General features: G+C 43.3%; 16 protein-coding genes. 6 read left to right on the forward strand and 10 right to left on the reverse strand.

Annotated elements, in window-relative coordinates; translation table 11 throughout:
• Positions 1–187: 187 nt before the first annotated feature.
• Both QT994_RS06495 and QT994_RS06500 read left to right on the forward strand, forming a co-directional pair.
• On the forward strand, positions 188–1,459 hold the full coding sequence (locus QT994_RS06495; RefSeq protein WP_333172692.1) for an MFS transporter: 1,272 nt from the start codon (positions 188–190) through the stop codon (positions 1,457–1,459).
• Positions 1,460–1,636: 177 nt separating this feature from the next.
• A complete protein-coding gene (locus tag QT994_RS06500) occupies positions 1,637–3,214 on the forward strand; it encodes an MDR family MFS transporter (RefSeq protein WP_333172694.1) in 1,578 nt (525 codons plus the stop codon).
• Between the two features lie 105 nt (positions 3,215–3,319).
• On the opposite strand, the gene QT994_RS06505 is transcribed toward QT994_RS06500, so the two are convergent.
• The 3 genes from QT994_RS06505 to QT994_RS06515 all read right to left on the reverse strand — a co-directional run bounded on the left by QT994_RS06505 (position 3,320) and on the right by QT994_RS06515 (position 6,879).
• Entirely contained in the window at positions 3,320–4,087 is a 768-nt protein-coding gene (locus tag QT994_RS06505; RefSeq protein WP_333172697.1) for an ATP-binding cassette domain-containing protein, read from the reverse strand.
• Positions 4,088–4,177: 90 nt separating this feature from the next.
• The gene (gene glyQ / locus QT994_RS06510) at positions 4,178–5,056 is read right to left on the reverse strand and encodes a glycine--tRNA ligase subunit alpha (protein WP_333172700.1); all 879 of its coding nucleotides are present in this window, start codon (positions 5,054–5,056) and stop codon (positions 4,178–4,180) included.
• Between the two features lie 308 nt (positions 5,057–5,364).
• Positions 5,365–6,879 carry a hypothetical protein gene (locus QT994_RS06515; protein ID WP_333172703.1) on the reverse strand — a complete coding sequence of 505 codons (1,515 nt, stop codon included), beginning with the start codon at positions 6,877–6,879 and terminating at the stop codon, positions 5,365–5,367.
• 109 nt (positions 6,880–6,988) lie between these two features.
• Between QT994_RS06515 and QT994_RS06520 the strand changes: the two genes are divergently transcribed.
• The gene (locus QT994_RS06520) at positions 6,989–7,183 is read left to right on the forward strand and encodes a response regulator (protein WP_333172863.1); all 195 of its coding nucleotides are present in this window, start codon (positions 6,989–6,991) and stop codon (positions 7,181–7,183) included.
• A 271-nt stretch (positions 7,184–7,454) separates the two neighbouring features.
• Here the strand turns inward: QT994_RS06520 and QT994_RS06525 are convergent, their stop codons facing one another.
• The 6 genes from QT994_RS06525 to QT994_RS06550 form a co-directional block, all read right to left on the reverse strand.
• Positions 7,455–7,742 carry an NfeD family protein gene (locus QT994_RS06525; RefSeq protein WP_333172705.1) on the reverse strand — a complete coding sequence of 96 codons (288 nt, stop codon included), beginning with the start codon at positions 7,740–7,742 and terminating at the stop codon, positions 7,455–7,457.
• Positions 7,743–7,860: 118 nt separating this feature from the next.
• Entirely contained in the window at positions 7,861–8,148 is a 288-nt protein-coding gene (locus tag QT994_RS06530; protein WP_172191372.1) for an NfeD family protein, read from the reverse strand.
• A 934-nt stretch (positions 8,149–9,082) separates the two neighbouring features.
• The gene (locus QT994_RS06535; protein WP_333172707.1) at positions 9,083–9,553 is read right to left on the reverse strand and encodes a GNAT family N-acetyltransferase; all 471 of its coding nucleotides are present in this window, start codon (positions 9,551–9,553) and stop codon (positions 9,083–9,085) included.
• Between the two features lie 68 nt (positions 9,554–9,621).
• The gene (locus tag QT994_RS06540; RefSeq protein ID WP_333172710.1) at positions 9,622–10,263 is read right to left on the reverse strand and encodes a type I restriction endonuclease; all 642 of its coding nucleotides are present in this window, start codon (positions 10,261–10,263) and stop codon (positions 9,622–9,624) included.
• Positions 10,264–10,306: 43 nt separating this feature from the next.
• A complete protein-coding gene (locus QT994_RS06545) occupies positions 10,307–11,356 on the reverse strand; it encodes a DUF1611 domain-containing protein (RefSeq protein ID WP_333172712.1) in 1,050 nt (349 codons plus the stop codon).
• A 158-nt stretch (positions 11,357–11,514) separates the two neighbouring features.
• Positions 11,515–12,594 (reverse strand): dipeptide epimerase, encoded by a 1,080-nt coding sequence (locus tag QT994_RS06550; RefSeq protein ID WP_333172714.1) that lies wholly within the window; start codon positions 12,592–12,594, stop codon positions 11,515–11,517.
• 159 nt (positions 12,595–12,753) lie between these two features.
• Here QT994_RS06550 and QT994_RS06555 point away from each other — a divergent pair, with 159 nt between their 5' ends.
• Positions 12,754–13,200 carry an NADAR family protein gene (locus tag QT994_RS06555; protein WP_333172716.1) on the forward strand — a complete coding sequence of 149 codons (447 nt, stop codon included), beginning with the start codon at positions 12,754–12,756 and terminating at the stop codon, positions 13,198–13,200.
• Positions 13,201–13,654: 454 nt separating this feature from the next.
• On the opposite strand, the gene QT994_RS06560 is transcribed toward QT994_RS06555, so the two are convergent.
• Positions 13,655–14,359, reverse strand: a complete 705-nt coding sequence (locus QT994_RS06560) for a hypothetical protein (protein ID WP_333172719.1) — start codon at positions 14,357–14,359, stop codon at positions 13,655–13,657.
• A 275-nt stretch (positions 14,360–14,634) separates the two neighbouring features.
• On the opposite strand from QT994_RS06560, the gene QT994_RS06565 reads away from it, so the two are divergent.
• Together QT994_RS06565 and QT994_RS06570 are read left to right on the forward strand one after the other, a co-directional pair.
• Complete coding sequence (locus tag QT994_RS06565; protein WP_333172721.1) at positions 14,635–15,780, forward strand: hypothetical protein; 1,146 nt, start codon at positions 14,635–14,637, stop codon at positions 15,778–15,780.
• Between the two features lie 114 nt (positions 15,781–15,894).
• On the forward strand, positions 15,895–17,991 hold a 2,097-nt coding region (locus QT994_RS06570; protein ID WP_333172722.1), incomplete at its 3' end, for a tetratricopeptide repeat protein.

Here is a 17,991-nt window from a genome sequence, read left to right on the forward strand (position 1 = left end):
CATCCGGGTTTTCGGGAGTTGTAAAATAGAACCTTCGGCTCATATCGCAATTCTCAATGATTCGTAATAATGAGTCTAGGGGCAGTCCCCCGATGGTTGCCCTTCGCTAATGAGGGGTAGGCTTAGGGGCGCTACCCCTAAAAAATGTTTATCAATCAAATAGGATTGCTCTAGCCGTACTTGCAGCATGAATCTACTAGCAAAAATCAAAACAATACAAATTCCGCCAGCGCTGCGATCGAGAAATTATCGCCTGTTTTTTGCAGGACAAGGCATCTCGCTGATTGGCAATTGGATGACGCAAGTCGCTACTGTTTGGCTTGTCTACAATTTGAGCGATTCACCTTGGATGCTCGGCGTGGTGGGATTTACAAGTCAAATCCCCACATTAATTTTACTGCCTTTTGCAGGAGTTTTAATCGATCGCTGGAACCGCCACCGAGTCATAGTTGCCACTCAAATATTAGCAATGGTTCAATCCTTAGCGCTAGCATTTTTAGCGCTAACAGGAGTTGTTAACATTTGGCAGATCGTGGTACTGAGTTTCTTCCAAGGCGCAATTAATGCCTTTGACGCGCCCGCACGGCAAGCTTTTGTGCCGGAACTTGTAGAAAAGAAAGAAGATTTAGCAAATGCGATCGCCCTCAACGCTTCCATGTTCAACGGCGCCCGACTAATCGGCCCAGCAATTGCAGGTTTGCTAATAGCTACAGTCGGGCCAAGTTATTGCTTTCTCATTGACGGACTCAGCTACATCGCCGTAATTGCAGGCTTATTAGCGATGCAAATCAAAGCCCGTAAAATTGCCACAACTAATACCAAACCCTTACAAAGATTAAAAGAAGGATTCGTTTATGCCTTCGGGTTTCCCCCGATTCGAGCAATTTTATTGCTATTAGCATTAGTCAGCTTCGCAGGAATGTCCCACACAGTATTAGTTCCAATTTTTGCTACCAAAATCCTGCACGGCGACGCACAAACCCTCGGCTTTTTGATGGCTGCTTCGGGACTCGGAGCCTTTGGGGGAGCGATTTATTTGATTTCGCGCAAAAGTGTAGTTGGCCTCGGCAAATGGATTGCGATTTCACCCGCAATTATGGGATTCGGGCTGATAGGTTTTGGTTTGTCCCGGATCTTATGGCTGTCATTAATCATGATGTTGTTTGTGGGGTTTGGTTTCATTTTGCAATTTGCAGGAGGAAACACATTTTTGCAAACAATTGTGGAAGACGACAAACGCGGCAGAGTCATGAGCATATACACGATGGCATTTTTTGGAGTCACACCGTTTGGGAATTTACTTGCCGGCGGATTGGCAAATTATATCGGCGCTCCCAATACAGTCATCATTGGAGGTATAATGTGTATTTTAGGCTCCATCGTTTTTACCAAACAGTTGCCCGCTTTAAAAAACTTAGTCCGACCACTTTATCAAAAAATGGGTTTAATTTCGCACTAAGGATTTAGCGTAAAAGCACAAATGCCAACATTAAACAAGATTCCCAACGCTAAGATATGACTGTATCTATAGCAATCCTCAACAATTTGTAAACTTCTCTCTTCTCTTCTCTTCTCTTTCTCTGCACCCTCTGCGGTTAAAAAATCACCACTAATTACGCAACCAGAGGTTCAACCAATGGCAAATAGCAGTGCAATTCCACAGCAGAGCGATCGCGTTCCCTTAAAAACCTGGATCGGCGTCATGGGAACAATTATCGGCGCTTTCATGGCGGTTTTAGACATCCAAATCACCAACGCTTCTCTCAAAGATATTCAAGCATCTTTAGGCGCAACTTTAGAAGAAGGTTCTTGGATTTCCACCGCCTATCTAGTCGCAGAAATTGTAGTAATTCCGATTAGTGGTTGGCTGTCACAAGTGTTTTCATTCCGTCGCTACCTCTTGGTAAATGCCAGTTTCTTTATCTTCTTTTCCATGTGCTGCGCTTTGGCGTGGAATTTGAATTCAATGATTGTATTTCGGGCTTTGCAGGGGTTGTCAGGCGGAATTTTAATTCCGATGTCTTTTACATTTTTGCTGACGAATTTGCCGCCGAAAAAGCAGCCAGTTGGCATGGCGATGTTTGCAATGACAGCTACTTTTGCACCATCCATCGGGCCGACATTGGGAGGGTGGCTGACTGAGAATTACGGCTGGCAATATGTCTTTTATCTCAATTTGGTTCCAGGGCTGCTGCTGCTAGCTGCTGTGTGGTATGCAGTTGACCCTAAGCCGATGCAATTGTCACTGCTAAAAGGGGGCGACTGGTGGGGAATTGTCTCAATGGCGATCGGCTTAGGTTCCCTGCAAGTTGTCTTAGAAGAAGGCAGCCGCAAGGACTGGTTGAGTTCGGATTTTATTGTGCGTTTAAGCATAGTTGCCGCAATATTTATCAGCGCTTTTTTCTGGATTGAACTAACTCGCAAACGACCCTTTATTAACTTGCGATTGCTGACTCGCCGCAATTTCGGTTTAGCTACGATTGTCAATGTATCCTTGGGAGTAGGATTATACGGTTCAGTGTTTATTTTGCCGCTGTATTTAGGTCAAATTCAGCAGTACAATGCCATGCAAATTGGCGAGGTGATTATGTGGGGTGGGGTGCCGCAGTTATTCATCGTGCCGATGGTGCCGAAATTGATGCAGCGAATCGATATGCGGCTGATGATTGGCATAGGTGTGAGTTTGTTTGCGGTGAGTTGTTTTATGAATGCCACCATGACTCATGAGACGGGTATCGATCAGTTACGTTGGTCGCAATTAGTAAGGGCATTGGGACAGCCTTTAATTATGGTGCCGCTGTCAACTATTGCCACGGCTGGTATGGAGAAACACGAGGCTGGTTCGGCTTCGGGTTTGTTTAATATGATGCGAAATATGGGAGGTTCGATGGGGATTGCGGCGTTAGGAACTTTGGTCACGCAACGCGAGCAATTTCACTCGAATCGATTAGGGGAAGCTGTTTCTTTGTACAATCCGGCAACGCAGGAGCGAATTAATCAAATGACTGATTATTTTGTGAGTCGTGGTGCAGATTTAAGCGTGGCGAAAGACCAGGCAATTAAGGTAATTGATAATATGGTCCGCCGTGAAGCTTATGTAATGGCTTTTAATGATTGTTTTTATTTTGTGGGAATTGCTTTGCTGTTAAGTGGGATTGCTGTTTTGGGTTTTAAAAAGGTGAAAGCGGGTGCGGGTGGTGGGGGAGCTCATTGATTCTGTAGGGCGCGGAGTGCGCTGCATCTTTGGGACGGGCAGGATGCCCACCCCACGATAATTTTAATAGTTTTCAAAATGCCAATTAAATGTTTTTTAGCTTATTTACCATTCTTGTTGGGCTTCTGCTTCTGCTTGGATTAAATTTTGCCGTAGTTGCGCCCAATTTATTTGATGAGAGGGCGAGTCTTCGATGAGCTTTCCGCGCTGTAAATGCAGAATTCGCGTGCTAAATTGCTCGGATAATTCTAATTGGTGGTTGACCATTACAATTGTGGTTTGGCCGTTTGTTAGCTGTGTCAATACTTGCAAAAGGTGGGCGGCTTTTCCTGCGTCTAGGGCGGATGTTGGCTCGTCTAAAAGCAAGATTTTGGGTTGTAGGATGATGCCGCGGGCGATCGCCACGAGCTGTTTTTGGCCTGTGGAAAGCTGCAATTCGGTGCGATCGAGCCATTCTTGGGGTATATGCAGTTGTTCGATCGCCCCGCTAATTCTCTCAGCAATGTTTGATGCAGTCACCCCCCGCAGCTTCAAAGGATAAGCCAATGCTTCTCGCACCGACATTCCCAAAAGCTTCGATTCTTGCAGGATGAGGGTGATTTGTTTGCGGAGTTCGATCGCAGGTATTTGGCGATATTCTATATTTTCCAGATAAATCGAGCCGCTGGTGGGACTGCTGAGCCGATTTAGCAACCGCAACAGCGTTGTTTTCCCCGCACCTGAAGGGCCAACAATTGCCACGCGAGATCCCTTGTGTACCTGAAACGATATATTTTCCAACAAATAACTTGAGGCGATCGGTGTTTTCAAACTTACACCCTCAATTCGCAGTTGAGGAGTTGTTTCAGTATTATTTTCCGAATAATTAGGCATTTAATTAATTAAAAATATGACCTTCGTGGAACGGGCATATTGCCCGTTCTGAAGGCAGGCAAGATGCCCGCCCCACCATCCAAGTAAAACTCAAACCTTTACAGCTTTTTCTAAAGGAAAACCCAGCTTTTCGCGCTGTTCTAAATAAAGCTGAGCAACTCGCCGCGCCAAATTGCGAATTTTGGTAATATACCGAGTTCTTTCCGTTACCGAAATCACACCTCTAGCGTCCAGCAAATTGAAAGTGTGAGAACATTTTAGCACATAATCAAGGCTCGGTAAAACCAATCCTTTTTTTGTCAGTTGTTCGGCTTCTTGCTCGTACAATCCAAAGAGAGTAAACAGCAATTCGGGATTGGAAGCTTCAAAGTTATAAGTACACTGTTCTATTTCTCCTTGCAGGTGAACGTCGCCGTAAGTGATGCCATCTTTCCACTGAATTTTCGTCATGGCATCGACTTCTTGGAGATACATTGCGAGGCGTTCTAGTCCGTAGGTAATTTCAATGGATACGGGGCGACAGTCTATGCTACCGCACTGTTGAAAGTAGGTAAATTGGGTAATTTCCATGCCGTCGAGCCAGACTTCCCAGCCGACGCCCCAAGCTCCGAGGGTGGGGGATTCCCAGTTATCTTCTACGAAACGAATGTCGTGGTCTTCTGGGCTAATTCCTAATGCTCTGAGGGAGTCTAAATAGATGTCTTGGATGTTGGGAGGAGAGGGTTTAATTAAAACTTGATATTGATAGTAATGTTGGAAGCGGTTGGGATTTTCGCCGTAGCGTCCGTCGGTGGGGCGGCGACAGGGTTCGAGGTAGGCGACTGACCAAGGTTCTGGGCCAATTGCTCTGAGAAAGGTGTGGGGATTCATGGTTCCTGCACCTTTTTCTGTGTCGTAGGATTGGGCGATCAGGCATCCTCGATCGCTCCAGAATTTGTTTAAGGTGGCAATGACTGATTGAAAGTTCACTGGTTTAAATATGGTTAGCGAGTGTCTAAACTTATTTAAGCATACTCAAGGCACGGTTTATTGAAATAAACCCTGCCGAAACTAGATAAGAGATGCTGAACGTATCGCTGGATATTTAAGTTCTTTTTTCAGGTATATTGTATCGAGCGATTTATTGCGATCAATAATAGCAATGTTTTCTAGATCGATACTCACATTGCGATCGGGCGCGTTGAGTCACTAACTGACGCAAAGTGGCTGATACATAACTCATGCTGCTGTCTGTAAGTGTTTGTAAGCATGAGCTTTGGCTAACCGCACCCAATGTTCTAGGAGCAAGTATCGATCGAGTTCGACTCTGTGTTATCCTCAGAGGCAATAAAAGGAAAAGACCTGCAAATCAATCCGTGTTTACTTCGTCCCAATGGATCATCTAGCTCAATTTTTATAGACTCCATATAATTACCCTGATACCCCAGAATTGCCATAAATACCCGCACAACTAGGTTTGACAACTTGCGAAGTTCAAGAGCTACATCCACTCCACCAAATCCTTCATGAACAATCTTGTCTCTTATTGTTATGAACTCTAATTCTGGAAATAAGTCTTCATATGGCACACTATAAGTCTTAAACATTTCCTTGAGGCTAGTTCGTAAATTTCCTATCTGATTGTAGGAACCACTAGCAAAAGACTTTTCAACTTTAAGCGCAAAAATATTATATTTTTTAAGATCATCTTGGTTATTAATACCTTGCGGGAAGTCCGATACAACCTTTAAAACCTGGTGTCTGATTTGTCGGTAAATATTCGTAGGAAGAAGGCTCTTACTAGCATTGCTCGAATGTTTTTTGTTTAAGGATTCTAAAACGGTACATAAAAGTAAGAAATTCACTGCAGCCATAGGGCTAACAAATGTATCAATGTACCAGCTTAAGGCTAAACCTACACCTTTATCGCTAAAGGTTTCCCATGTCAAATTTTTAGCACACTGCTGCATGAATTGATATAAATGAGGTGATTGTATAACAGCTATTCCCCTTGCTTCACTACGTAGTTTTCTCCCTGACCAGTATTCACTTTTTATCTGAAAATGCTCATACCTCACACCCTTGATGCTATATATTTTATCAACGCAATGCCCCGATGCAAGTGAAAGAAGTGATATGAGCCAAGCACAATAAGTCTCATAGGAATCTTGTTCATTTTCACGAATATTTTTGAGTGTCATCTCTGAGCTTAAGATACCACTTTTATTCGTGCTTTCTCTAGTTGAAACGGACTCAATACACATTTCAGCTTCAACATTTCCAATTTGAGCTGAAAAATTGTGTATAACTTCTATATTTGCAAGACCATACACAATTTCTGGGGTTCCTCCCTCTTCTAAGGAATCTAAATTGTAATCAATGTACAAGTCCCTAAGTCTAACTTGAGATTTACCCTCTTGATCGATATTTTCAGAGTTGTCAAACCCAAGCGTGACTTGAAAGTTGACATCAGCAATAATCGCCTTTATTTTCCATCCCTCAAGCGTTTTGCCTTCAATCTCGTAATCACCCTCATATGGTTGTTGAACCATCTCTCTTTCAAGTCCATCGAGTTCCCAGAATTGCAGAATATCTAGTTGCTCTGTTGTCACATCTTTCAACTGATAAATGGGAGAAGATTCATAAAATCTTTTGTGACTAATATCTTGATTTACTTGAGAGTTCATTTCAAACAAAATATGGCCGTTTACATGGCAATATATATTAGCGTCATTAATTTGTATCGGCTGAGTATCTTCTTCGTGAAACTTCTTAAATCTTCCTGAAAAAGTAAACTGCTTCTTAAGTTCCATACTGGGATCTCTAGAGAGTAAATAATCCTGTTTAAATTATGAGGTTGATTCAGCAGGTTGTCTGCTTCAATACCACACAGCCTAACAATTCAAATGCAGCATAGCACAAATTAAGAAAAAGCGCTTCGATGTATTGCTGCTGGATGCAATCATGCCATATCTAGATGGATATGAGGTGACGGCACAAGTGCGTCAGAATCAGAAATTATCTTTTATGCCTATTGTGCTGATGACAGATTGCGATAGTCCCAGCTTAATTTATAGGCTAGATTGTACGGCTCGAACCACTACCGCCGATCGCTAAGGCATCAGAAAAAGCAGCAGTCACCCGAGAAAGTAGCGAATCTCAACTCCGCGATCGCCTCAACAAACAAGCTCTCAGAAATGCCATTTTAGTGTAGCGCGATTTGCCATATTTCTACTGGCAAATAAACAGAGGCAGATATTGCTGTCTTGCGTCAGGTGTTGAGTGGAAGCGATCGCCAAATTGCCACTAAAAAACAGAATAGTCAGAACCCCGACTTCTTGAATAAGTCGGGGTTCTGACAGTGAAAAAGTTGAGATTACTTTCGAGTTTAGTCTGCAGGAGCCAGGGAAACTAACAAAGTGATGCTGTCAACGCCGATGACATAAACCGTGTCTCCCGGTGTGAGGGTGATTTGGCCATCGCACCGTGCGGGCCACCAGCTACCTTGAAAGCGGACCCGACCTGTTTGATTCGGGTAAATCGATTCATCGACGACAGCTTCTTCGTTGAAATAGTTAAAATTGGTGTTGATGTAGTTGTCGATTAACATATTCTTTTCTGTGCTGTAGGTGTGAGGAGAAAAAATAGAACCGAAGGCTTTTACTACGTTAAACATTTTGTTGACTCCTTTTGTGTTAATATATATCGAAGTTTAATCGCCTATTTATGCTATTTAAGAGGTGGCATTTCCGGGATTGAGATTTATTTGTTGCCGTTGTATTTCAATCTCTGATTTAGTCTGCAGGAGCCAGGGAAACTAACAGAGTGATGTTGTCAACGCCGATAACATAAACCGTGTCTCCGGGTGTGAGGGTGATTTGGCGATCGCACCGTGCGGGCCACCAGCTACCTTGGAAGCGGACGCGACCTGTTTGATTCGGGTAAATCGATTCATCGACGACTGCTTCTTCGTTGAAGTAGTTAAAATTGGTGTTAATGTAATTTTTGATCAGCATATTGTTAGCTGTGCTGTATCCTTGAGTAGAGAAAATCGAGCCGAAAGCTTTTACTACGTTGAACATGATATTTACTCCTGTGGTGTTAAAATATATGGATGTGTAATTGTCCGTTTATGCTATTTGAGAGGCTGCATTTCCTAGGTTAAGATTGATTGATTGCCTTGATATTTCATTGTTCTTGCCTTCCGTGGTTTTATCAGGATAAGAGGCAAAGAATTTTTGAAATGTTGAGGGGATTTGAGAAGCGGTTGCGGGGAGTCTAAATCCAGTAATTCCGAGGTATTGAATTAAGGATTTATTGGTTGAGCAGTTGGTGGGATTTACCTTAAGGGTAGATGTGGTTAGCTACATTAGAGATTGGCTGATTCCGCATTACTACTGCTGTGAAGATGTTTTATTTTTGGGTTGAATTTTTGGGTTGAATTTTTTGATTGGGTTGTGACTCACTTGCTTTACACTTACTAATTTGCCAGGAGTCGAATGTCTTTGGTGCGATCGCCAGTCCACTTTCCGAGTCTGGTACTGGCACATGACACTCCTCAACCCGCAAACAACCATTTTTCAAGGGTTTTTGCCTAAATATCAGGCTGATAGCTGTGCCAATTTAGCTAACTGGACTACCGCAAACAGTGAATTATGAACTTACGCAGTCTCGATCGGCCAATCCGGAATATCCATACATCTCTAGTCCGTAACTTACGCACCAAACCTCTAAAAACCCGGTTTCTGACACACTGTGCGCCATTAGGGGCCCGTAAGCGGATCTATGATATAAGCAAGTAAACTGGGCAACTCACCCACCCTCCCCATGCGATATTGATTTGTACCTACCTATTTAGGCATAGAAAATAGGCGATCGAGATTGACCCAGATATCAGGAGGCGGTACGAGTTTTTGATCGATGCAGGTCGATCGCACCCTGTAATTGCAATTATGGAACAGGTCAAACTTAAAATCAATTCATAAATTCAGAATTTTAAATTCATAAAAGTCATAATTATAGACAACCTTCTTGATACTGCATAATTGTTACAGGAATTCTGAATAAAGTTTTAGCTAATTGAGACAAACCGAACTTGAATTTAAGCGACTGCGGCAATTGTTGTACGGAAACTTCTACGAACCCAAAGCGAGTATAAAATGATGCGAGTCGCTTTCCCAAACATTCTAAATATAGCGGTTCTGTAGCTTGTTGAATTAAATATTTTGTGAGGTAGCTTCCCAAACCTCGATCGCGCCAATCTTTCGCCACCACCAAACTGCCCAATTCTTGCGCGCCCGCAAAGTTCCGCAACTGTCCGCAAGCTGCCAATTTTCCCTCGCATTCGATGACCCAGAATTGCTCCCAGCGCAACTGAGTTGGATCGAGTTTGGCGCTCCACACTAACATTCTAATTGACCTCATATCTTGAGCTGAGGCCGGGCGAATGGCGCATTCAGACGGCAACGAAAAAAAACTTTCATTCATTATGATTCCATAAAATGAGCTTTAGTAAATTTATTGTTATTTTCCGAGTCTAGTTCCATATGGTGTATTTAAGTATAACTGCTGTCACTGGAAATTATACCAGCTAGTCGCTTCAAAATGCGAAAAACTTCGTAAAGTTCATTTCCGGGATTCGCAATATCGAAAAGTTTAGAGACGGCATACTGCGGTGTGTCTCGTTTGGTCATTTTGATAAATCGAAAGCTGCTACCATTTGTCAGAAGCCCAAATGTTACTGGTTCTGGGCTGGGGTCATTCAGCATATAAAATAGTAACTGAGGAAGCCCAGCTTCAACGGAATATTGAGAGCGTTTGGCTTCAATCGCAACTACCCAAAAAGATTTCAGCAATAGCAGGACATCGATGCTACCCCTGACAATTGTATCTTCATCTTCAATAGTCAGTTCTACTGATTTTTCTGCCTCTATGTGAAAGGGAGTCAAGTAGAAATCTGCTAAAAATAGCAAGGGAGCCAGTACCACCATTTTTACGGTATCTTCCAGCATCGCGTATTTGACACTGTTGATATAACCTGCTTTTACGTTGTCGAGCGCTCGCTTTTTGTCATCGCTAATTTCCGGTAAATCGTCAATCCACTCCCGGAAGAATTGCTCGTCTTCACAAAGTTGAAAATTAAATTTTGTTTCGACATCTAGCAGGGTCAGTGTTTTTGCTTGAATGCTTTGTGTCATAGTTTTATGTCGTTATTTATTAGTTGGTACGGATTGTAGCATATCAACTGTCGATCGCCTCCCACAAAACCTCCGCACCAAACCTTACCGAATCGGTACAAGGCAATCCCGTTTCAGCTTGAACTTCAGCTATTGCTAACAGCGCATCTGCCTCATTTAAGTGATGAGTGTTGAGGGCGATCGCACTTACTTTTCCCCCTGAAAAAGCACCTGCAGCAGCGGCTACCATTTCGTACAATTCGACCACTTTTGATAACCTGGGAATCGATATGTGCGGGTGATTGCGAATGCTAGTTTGTCCGGCTCTGTGGGCTAAAATTAAGTGAGTTGGCTGCGAACCCCGCAACAGTGGCAGAGTCGCCGTCGAACCCGGATGCAATAGCGAACCTTGCCCTTCTACGTGCAGAATATTGCATTCAGAACCCAATTTTATCACCATTTGTTCGACAGCACCAGCGGCGAAATCAACTCGCACTGCATCCAAAGGAATACCTTCATTTCCGATCATTAAACCAGTTTGTCCCGTTGCTAAAAATTTGGAACGCAAACCCCGCCGCAAGCAAGTGCGATTGAGTTCCAGACTGGTTGACATTTTGCCAACGCTCATATCTGTGCCGACAGTTAACACGCGGCGACAGCTTAATTTAGCAGCGGCGGCAGAGGCGATCGCACCTACAGATTTCGGTTCCTGACGCACGTCCCAAATCCATTGATTTTCGGTTAACGGAACTGTTATCAAAGGTGCCAGTTTCGCGTGCAAACCGTTGACCACTGACAAACCTGCTGCTACCGCTTGATTAATTTCTGGCAGCCATTCCGCAGGCAAAACCCCGCCGGAAGGAGCGATACCAATTAGCAGAATATCCGGCGCAAATTGCAGTGCTTCTGCAACGGAAGCAACTATCGGTACTTGTTGAGAAATGCCAGTTAATTCAGGCAAAGATTGTCCGGCACATTGGCGGTCTATTACTGCTACAATTTGTGCTTCGCTGTAGCGTAAAAATGCTAAACCTGTTTTGCCGGAATAACCGAGAATTCCCTCGTGGAACAAGATAGCAATTTTGCCATTTTTGATGGGATAGTTTTTATTCATTGGTTCACTGTAAGTAGAGAAAGCTTGAAAGTATATAAGCCCTGGAGGCAGTGAGTGAAGCTGTATCTTTCGCGAGCCCAAGGAAAACAATTGCCAAGGTTATGATAGCTTGATCTTCTGTTACATGGTAAAGTTTATTTGCGCCGACCTACTTACTTCTATTCTACAATCTTAATTCGCCGCACTCCCAATCCCGATCGCTCGTTTGGCAGCAAACACCCATTTTCGATGATCGCACCGGTGAAAGGATCGTCTAATAAATTTAAGTGACTGTCCAAATCCAAATAGTCAGCTAGGGGCGATAGTTGTGCTGCTGCTGTATTTGCGATCGCGCTATCTGAATAGCAGCCGAACATTACTTGCAAATTGCAAGCTTTTGCTGTGTGAATCATCCGCCTTGCTTCGGTCAATCCGCCTGACTTCATCATTTTGATATTGATGCCGTGGACGCAGGTCGCTAACTTGGGTATATCAGAACTATTAAAGCAACTTTCATCAGCAAAAATTGGCAGGGGCGATTGACGGTACAGTTCTGAGAATTCATCCATATCGGCGACGGGTGAAAGTGGCTGTTCTACATAATTTATCTTGTATTTTTCTAGCCAGCGACACATTTCTAGGGCGCTGGTCAAACTCCAACCGCCGTTAGCATCTACACTGATTTTAAGGTTAGCTGGTGCTTCGTCTAGCACTGCTATTAACATAGCTTTGTCGGCTTCGATTCCTGCGGGATTCCCTAATTTAACCTTAACGGCGCGGTATTTGATGCTTCCTGGATCTGTCGCATCTTTGCCAAACCAATCGCGCACTCTTTCTCTTGCACCAGACGGCGAATTAATGCCGATTGTGACCGAGGTGGGGACAATGCGCGATCGATCTAATCCCCACATTTTCCACAGGGGCAAGCCTGCTTTTTTGCCCAGCCAGTCGTGCATTGCCATGTCGATGCCGGCGCGGGCGGCTGAGGGTAAGTTGACCTCTGTTAATACTTGTTCGATTTTTTGGCGATCGAACGGAGTAAACTTTTCTAGCAGCGGTGCAACTTCCTGCAATGCGGCTAGCAAACTTTCGGTAGTTTGGGGTCGAGAACCTGTGGAAAACGGCGAAGCTTCTCCCCAGCCTTCGATGCCTTCATGTTCTAGCTTCACCCATAAATTGGTACTTTGGGCTGTTGTACCACGGCTGATGGTAAGGGCAAAACGCTTGCGGACAGTGAAGGTTTCAATTTGAAGGTGCATGATTAGTTATAAGTAGTGAATTGGGTTAAAAAAAACTTATTTTACTTTTGAGATTTTAGTAAAAATGTGTGATAAACTCAACTGCTAATTGTAGGTTGTGGCATAATTATAAGTAGGAAAATGTGCGTAGTACACAGCCCGCATTAGCAATAAAATATTATGACTATCTACTTCTACAGCACTCGCAGCGAATACGGCTGTTTTTCTAATTTTTCCAGTCATGGATTTGAGTTAGCTGGAGAATATTGGCAAACTACCGAACATTATTTTCAAGCACAAAAGTTTCCCGAAACGCATCACTGCGAACAAATTCGCCAAGCAAAAACCCCGAAAGATGCCGCCAACATGGGCCGAGATCGCTCCCGTCCCCTCCGCAAAGATTGGGAAGAAGTAAAAGATGATATCATGCGAAAAGCTGTACTCAGAAAATTTGAAACTCATGCCGAAATTAAAGAAATTTTACTCGCTAGTGGCGATGAGGAAATAGTCGAAAATTCCCCTAGTGATTACTATTGGGGTTGCGGGAAAGATGGCAGTGGCAAAAATATGTTGGGACAGATTTTAATGGAAGTAAGGGAGATATTGCGAAAACGCACGCTAGAGTAAAACATAATTTAAATTTCCCATCATAAAGCAGGACTTGTTTAATAGTAAGTCCTGCAAAGCTCTAAGCGAGCATTTTCCCAATTTTATTAAACACGCTGACTCAAAAATCCGCCTGACAAACTGTAGAATTTTGTGCCAATCTCCTCAGGCTGTTCTGGTAGAGGGTTTAGCCTCTCTCAGAAGACTGCAAAGCAGGGGAAACGGTAAAAACCCTGCACCACATTTTGATTTCAACAACTACGGTCAACCGAAATTAACTTTTATCGTCGCAAGTACAGCATTTGTTGGCCAGTCGCCTCCCGGACACCGTTCTCCTTAGGTTGGCGATTCACAGGTCAAACAGCAAAACTCCTGTTCTGGTTAAAGTTGGTTTTTTTATTGATGCTGTATCTTTCTATTGTGTGGGATTTGGGGAAAGAGTTAGCTATTGTACAGAATTCTTTACATTTGTGATTTATTTGGATATAATCGCGCCACTCTGCCGCATTTGCTGTTGAATTCGGTTAAATTCTTTCTGTTCTTCGCTTAGCAAAGTATTGTCGATCGGCGATCGCATATCCCACTGCAATTCGGACAATAACAACAAACAGCCAGCCATAATTATTCCTGTGGTTAGATATTGCCAAGGTGCAACAAAAGTTAATAGAGGGATGCTAAATAAATGAGTTAGTCCGATCAGGAGAAAAGTGCGCGATCGCAAACCTAATCCCGTCAACAAATAGCCGATCGCGCTCAACCCCAACCACAAATCGCAAAGGTGCAGCAAGAAACTTCCCCAACCGGCAAAAATACTGCAATCCGTCAGAACCAAACCAGTTATCATCAAAATCGCCCAAGAGTAAAGAATCCAGCTAACACGCTCGACTCTTACCCAAAACAAAGTCAAAACGGCCATTGCCACAGTGCAAACTAAAGTCAAACTTGACCACAGAATCGCCTGAAAGCTCCAACTGATGGGGACAAACTGAGCCGTAAAAAAAATCCCCCCTGTCACCAAACCCCAAAGCAGAAAAGTTTGGTCGATGCGGGTATAAAGTCCTGAGAAAAGAGTAATATTTCCAATTTGCCAGCGGAGTTGCAACAGGCCTTCGCGGTCTTGTACGTCGAGATGTTCCTGTTTGCAGCGGATTAGGGGTTCGGAGGCGTTGAAAAAGGTCATCCAGTGTTGGGGAAAGTATGAAGTTTTGTGTATTGTAACAAGTCTTAAAGAATATTTTTCATATTTTTTCTTGTTCACCTGCTCTGCCTGGGGACGCAGATTTGGAGGCTCTGCTTCCCGCGAGTCTAAGACTTGCGAGGCAGAGCCTCTGGATATCGATTCCCAGGCAGAGCCGGGAAACCAGTTAATTGATTTTGTCTGTTGATTCCTGATATACGTCAAATTTGACGTACAATAAAAAAAGTAGATTTCACAAATATAGTTAAGGAGAGAATATGAAAGCGAATCCTGGGGGAAAAATTGCTCCGGCGGAAGTCATCGGCAGGGGTGAGCTAATTTCAGGTTTGTGGGAGAGGTTAGAGCAGCAAAGCCTGATTTTGAGTGCAGAGCGCAGGATGGGAAAAACTTCGGTAATTCAAAAGATGTGCGCGGAGCCTCGCTCAAACAAATTGCCTATTTATCATGACTTAGAATTTGTTCGATCGCCCTTAGAATTTGTCGAGACTGTCTTTAAGGATGTCGAAGAATATTTAACAGGTTTTAAGCGCAATGCTAAGAAGACTCGCGCATTGCTAACTCAACTGGGAGGTACAGAATTTAGCGGTTTCAAGTTACCCGAAATTGCCGCCCCTCACTGGAAAGCATTGCTGACTGAAACGATCGCAGATTTGGTAGAAAATCAAGACCCCACTATCATCTTTTTTTGGGATGAAGTGCCGTATATGCTCGGTAATATCGGCGACGAATCGGCGATGGAATTGCTGGATACTTTGCGCTCAATCCGCCAGATGTACCCTGCTGTCAGAATGGTTTATACAGGTTCAATTGGCTTGCATCATGTCATTGGTTCTCTCAAAAAATCTGGCTATACGAACGATCCTACTAATGATATGTACGTCCAAGATGTGCCGCCGCTGTCTCCTAAAACTGCCACTAATTTAGCCCGACGGTTGCTTGAAGGTGAGAACATTGCTACACCTGACATTCAAGGAACAGCGGTTTTTATCGCTGACGAAGTTAATTATATTCCGTTCTACATTCACCAATTAATTGCTAAAGTAAAAATGCTCGGTGACTCGGTGGATATACCAGCGATTAAAGCAATAATTGCTGATTCTCTGAACGATCCGCTGAATCCGTGGAAGATGCAACATTATGGCGATCGAATTAAGATATATTATAAAGATTCGCAGTATCTTTATGCTGTGAATTTACTGGATATTTTGGCAGTTGCAGAACAGCCTTTGTTATTTGATGAATTGTTCGATCGTCTCAAGCAAGAGTCAGAAACTCAAGACCAGGAAATAGCGAGGGATGTGTTAAGGCTTTTGCAGCAGGATTATTATATCCAAAAGGGTGATTTGGGATTTCAATTTCGCTACCCGCTGATTCAAAAATACTGGAAATCCTTGAGATGTTGATATTCTCCTAGTTTCCAGGTTTAACTTTAAACCGAAACTCCCACAGTCCGGCAGTCCGGCAATCCGGCAGGGAATTCATTCCCTGCCGGACTAAATAACCAACCGAATCCATCCATGAAAAATACATTTATCTCTCGATTTACTCCTAGCTTGATGTCACCAGAAACCCTGGAAGCTATCTTAGTACAGCGTCACCCATTAGCAGAACGTTTAGTAGAGCTAATTCGGGTGAGCGCCCTAACAGATAACAAGCATTTTCAACTGCTAATTGGGCCTCGCGGCATTGGCAAAACGCACTTGGTTTCACTGATTTATCATCGCGTTGCTAAGATGGAAGATTTGCAGGGTAAATTGCTAATTGCGTGGCTCAGGGAGGAGGAATGGGGGATTGCGTCTTTTTTGGATTTATTGCGGGGAATATTCCGGGCAATTGCTAAAGAAGATCCAGAAGTATATCAAGCTCAGTTACATGATGAGGTTGAAAAGCTTTATGATTTATCGCTGGAACAAGCTGAATTTAAGGCGGCAGAATTGCTGAAAAATTTTGTTGGCAAGCGGGTGCTGTTGTTGATTGTAGAAAATTTAGAGGACGTATTTAGCGGGTTGGGGGATTTCGGGCAAAAGCAGTTGAGGGCGTACATTCAAAATTATTCATTTTTGACAATTTTGGCAACATCACAAAGTTTGTTTGATGGAGTCAAACTCTATGATAATCCTTTTTATGGTTTTTTTTATTCACATACATTAAATGAGTTTAAGGTCGATGATGCTGTAGATTTATTAAATCACATTGCTAAGTTAGAAGGGAATAGTGATTTAGCATCTTTTATTCAAACTCCAACCGGACGCGATCGCATTAAAGTTGTTCATTACCTTTCTGGTGGCAGTCCTCGCGTGTATATTGTTTTTTCTGCTTTTCTGATGACTCCTGAATCGCTAGATAAATTGGTAGAACCGTTCATGGCAATGCTGGATGACCTCACGCCATACTATCAGGATCGGATGAAATATATTTCACCTCAGCAGCGAAAGATAGTTGACTTTTTGTGCGATCGAGGTGGTGCAGCACCAGTCAAAGAAATTGCTAAATACTGTTTTATTACTCACCAAACAGTGTCTAGTCAACTTAAAGATTTGTCAGAAAAAGGTTATGTAAAAAAAGAAGAGATTGGACGGGAATCGTGGTATGAATTGCGGGAACCATTGATGCGTTTTTGTCTGGAAGTGAAGAAGCAGCGCAATCAACCGATTCGATTAATTGTGGATTTTATTCGGGTTTGGTATACGCGGGAAGAGTTGCAGCAGCGATTGGGATTGAGAATGGCGGATGTTGATTTTGGGGAGAAAGAATGTCATTTTATGTATCGGCAAGGTTTGACACTGATTCCATCTGATGATGTGATGCAACGAGAATATTATATGGGGGCGCTGGAGGCAAAAGATGAGGAAGATCCGCGTCTGAAGGCTTATTTTGATGAGATTGAATATTGTCGCGAACAGAAAGATGATGTTTCGGCCTTAGCCTATGCCGAGAAGTTGGTAGCAAGTCGCGGTGAGGCAAAGGATTGGTCGGAAAAGGGACGTTGTTTAAATAGGCTGAAACGCTATGATGAAGCTTTGAAATGTTTAGACAAAGCTATTGAAAAGGACTCTAACTATGCGAAAGCCTTGGCTATTAGAGGCGATGTACTCGACAACCTCAAACGCTATGATGAAGCTTTAGCATCTTTTGATCTGGCGATCGCACTTGACGATAATGATAAGTTATGTTGGCGTAACCGAGGCAATGTACTCGATAACCTCAAGCGCTATGAAGAAGCCTTAGTATCTTTAGATAAAGCGATCACGCTTGACGCGAATGATAAGTTAGCTTGGCGTATGCGAGGCATTGTACTCGACAATCTCAAATGCTATGAAGAAGCTTTAGAAGCGTATGATCGGGCGATCGAACTTGATGATAATTATAAGTTAGCTTGGCGTAACCGAGGTAATGTGCTCAACAACCTCAAACGTTATGAAGAAGCTTTAGTATCTTACGATAAAGCGATCGAACTTGATGCCAATTATCAGTCGGCTTGGGCTAACAGAGGTAATGTACTCGACAACCTCAAACGCTATGAAGAAGCCTTACTATCTTACGATCGGGCGATCGAACTTGATGCCAATTATCAGTCGGCTTGGGCTAACAGAGGTAATGTACTCAACAAACTC

It is taken from the genome of Microcoleus sp. S13_B4 (genome assembly GCF_036700885.1).
In the GTDB taxonomy this organism is placed as follows: Bacteria; Cyanobacteriota; Cyanobacteriia; order Cyanobacteriales; family Microcoleaceae; genus Microcoleus.